A 3047-nucleotide genomic window follows, 5' to 3' on the forward strand; every position below is an offset into this window, starting at 1 on the left:
CCCGCCTCCGCGACCGCCTGCAGCAGAAAGGCGGCACGCTGTCCGGCGGCGAGCAGCAGATGCTCGCAATGGGACGGGCCCTGATGGCGCGCCCCGAGATGCTGCTGCTGGACGAGCCGTCCATGGGGCTCTCCCCGATCCTGGTCGAGGCGATCTTCGACATCATCCAGAACATCAATCGGCTCGGTACCACGATCCTGCTGGTCGAGCAGAACGCGCGCATGGCCCTGCGGGTGGCGCATCGCGGCTACGTCATCCAGACCGGGCGCATCGTGCTTCACGACACCGGCGCCGCTCTGCTGCGCTCCGACGTGGTGCGCAAGGTCTATCTGGGAGAGAAGTAGAAGTAGCGTCCGATGGACCTCCGCCCATCCCAGCGCCAGATAGAGCTGATCGCCCTGGCCCGAGGCCTGGCGCTCGAGCGCTTCGCCCCGCGCGCCGAGCGCCACGACCGGGAGGCCTCGTTCCCGCTCGACGACTACGCCGATCTCCGGACCAGCGGGCTCCTCGGGCTCTGCGTGCCCGCCGAGCACGGCGGCCTGGGCGCGGACTACGAGACGTACTGCCTGGTCGCCGAGCAGATCGCCCAGGGCAACGCCTCGACCGCCCTGACCTTCAACATGCATTGCCTGACCATGCTGATGATGGGCGTGATCGCCGACCAGATGCCGATGGCTCCGGCGACGCGGGAGCGCCACGAGAAGCTGCGCGCGGCCAAGTTCCGCGAGGTCATCGAGGGCGGCGTCTTCTACGGTCAGCCCCACAGCGAGCCGGTGGAGCAGGGCGAGACCGACACCGCGCTGCGCATGGGCGGACGCCGCTTCGGCACCACCGCGCGCAAGGTCGACGGCGGCTACGTGGTCAACGGACGGAAGTTCTTCGTCTCCCTGGCCGACTCCGCCCCGTACTTCGCCACCCCGGCGATTCGTTTGGGTGACGAGCCCTGGATCGAGCGGACGCTCTACCTGAAGGTGCCGAAGGACGCGCCCGGCGTCTCCTTCCCCGGCGACTGGGACCCGATGGGGATGCGCGGCACGGTCAGCCGCGACATGCTCTTGAAGGAGGTGTTCGTCCCGGACGACGGCGAAGTGCTGCCGCCGGGCCTGTTCGGCGCGATGTACAACGCCCTGCCGCAGCTCTCGCCGCTGACCTTCTGCGCGACGTTCCTGGGACTGATGCAGGCGGCCTATGACGGCGCGCTGGCCTACCTCACCGGTCAGATGCCCGGCTCGCCCGGCCTTCACACCGAGGCCGCGGCGAAGGGACACGCGGTGGCCGAGATGCTCTTCGCCCTCGAAGGGACGCGCGCGCTCTACTACCGCGCCATCTCGGAAGCGCGCGTCGGCTGCTCCCCCGACGTCGTCCAGCGCGCGCGCGCCGCGCACGTCACGGTGCAGCGCTCCGCGGTGACGGTGACCCAGGAGGCCATCCGCGTCTGCGGCGGCCGGGGTCTGCTCAAGCGCTACCCGCTGGAGCGCTACGCGCGCGACGCGCGGGCCGGCGCGCTGATGCGCCCGTGGACCCAGGAGATCGCCACCCAGCAGGCCTGGGAAGCCGCCCTCGGACTGGGCGAGTAGCCCGTCATCGCGGAGAATCGACGGGGCCTACGGGCTGTTTCCCCGTAGGCCCCACGAAGTGGAGCGGCCGACCGGATTCGAACCGGCGACGTCCAGCTTGGGAAGCTGGCATTCTGCCACTGAATTACGGCCGCCTGTGGCCCCCTATTCTAGTCCTCGCCTCATCCCTGTCAAATCACGGCTCCTACTTGAGCGACATGTCGTAGGCCTTGATCAGCTCGTCGCTGCGCGCCTTCCAGCTCAGCCGCTTGTTGGCGCCGTAGAGATCGAGCTGCTGGTAGAGCGGCACCGCCGGCATGTCGTCGATCCAGAGCTTGTTGATCCGGTGGTAGAGAGCCAGCCGCTGCTTCTCGTCCATCTGGGTCTGGGCCTGGTCCACCATCCCGTCGAAGTCGGCGTTGTGGTAGTTGCCCAGGTTGCTGCCGGTGCGGAATAGCGGCCCGTACACCGTCTCGGCGTCCACGGTGGGCGTGCCCCAGCCGATCAGCCATACCGGACCGGGCTTGTGCACGTAGACCAGGTTGTTCAGGTAATTGACGAACTCGTAGGTCTTGAGCTGGGTCTTGATGCCGGCCTTGGTGAGCTGGCCGGCCACCGCCTCCGCCACTTCCTTGTCCCGCACGTAGCGGCCCTGCGGCCCGTTGAGGGTGATCTCGAGCCCGCTCGGATAGCCGGCCTCGGTCAGGAGCTGCTTGACCTTGCCCAGGTCCTGCTTGATCGGCTTGAGCGATGGGTCGTAGCCGAAGTGCAGCGGAGTCAAGAGCGTGGCGGTCCGCATCGCCTTGCCATCCAGCACGCCCTTGATGATCTCGTCGACGTCGAGCGCGTAGGCGATGGCCTGGCGCACCCGCTTGTCGGCGGTCACGCCCTTGTAGGGGCCGACCAGCTTGTGCTGGGCGTCGTACTCGTGGGTGACGAACATCAGCTGCAGCGTCCGGATGGACGGCGCGGTGGAGAGGAAGATCTTCGGATGCCCCGCGATGATGTTGGCCAGGTGCGGCGGGATATTCACCGCCACGTCCACCTCGCCGTTCTGCAGCGCGGCGACCCGCACCGCGTCGTCCGGAATCGGACGGAACACCACCGTCTTGATCTTCGGCGCGCCCCGCCAGTACTGCTCGTTGGCCTCCAGCACGATCTCCTCGTCCTTGCTCCAGCGCACCAGCTTGTAGGGGCCGGTGCCGATCGGGCTCTTGGAGATGAACGCGCTGTCCTTGCCCGCGTAGGCCTTGGGCGGGTACATCGAGGCCTGCCGGAACGTCATGATGTTGACGAAGGTCGGCCAGGGCTTGGCGGTGTGCACCTTCACGGTGTACGGGTCCACGATCTCCACGCGATCGATGGGCCGGAAGTTCGAGCTGGCCCGCAGGCCCGACTTCACCCGCTCCAGGCTGAACTTCACCGAGTCCGCGTTGAACTCTTCCCCGTTGTGGAACTTGACGCCCTTGCGAAGCTTGACCTCCCACACCG

3 protein-coding genes and 1 tRNA gene are annotated in these 3047 nt (G+C 67.7%); 2 read left to right on the top strand and 2 right to left on the bottom strand.

Annotation, left to right across the window (positions count from 1 at the left end):
* Both VKN16_25865 and VKN16_25870 read left to right on the top strand, forming a co-directional pair.
* On the top strand, positions 1 to 344 hold a 344-nt coding region (locus VKN16_25865; protein ID HME97649.1), incomplete at its 5' end, for an ATP-binding cassette domain-containing protein.
* A gap of 12 nt (positions 345 to 356) precedes the next feature.
* On the top strand, positions 357 to 1577 hold the full coding sequence (locus tag VKN16_25870; GenBank protein ID HME97650.1) for an acyl-CoA dehydrogenase family protein: 1221 nt from the start codon (positions 357 to 359) through the stop codon (positions 1575 to 1577).
* A gap of 59 nt (positions 1578 to 1636) precedes the next feature.
* Here VKN16_25870 and VKN16_25875 read toward each other — a convergent pair.
* Positions 1637 to 1711: transfer RNA gene (locus VKN16_25875), tRNA-Gly, on the bottom strand.
* A gap of 50 nt (positions 1712 to 1761) precedes the next feature.
* Positions 1762 to 3047 (bottom strand): ABC transporter substrate-binding protein (locus VKN16_25880; GenBank protein ID HME97651.1); only part of this gene is annotated, 1286 nt, incomplete at its 5' end.

Source organism: Candidatus Methylomirabilota bacterium (assembly GCA_035315345.1).
Lineage (GTDB): Bacteria > Methylomirabilota > Methylomirabilia > Rokubacteriales > CSP1-6 > CAMLFJ01.

Excerpts from the sequence above, each read along its gene's own strand:
- VKN16_25870 (HME97650.1), top strand. The coding sequence starts at position 357 with ATGGACCTCCGCCCATCCCAGCGCCAGATAGAGCTGATCGCCCTGGCC.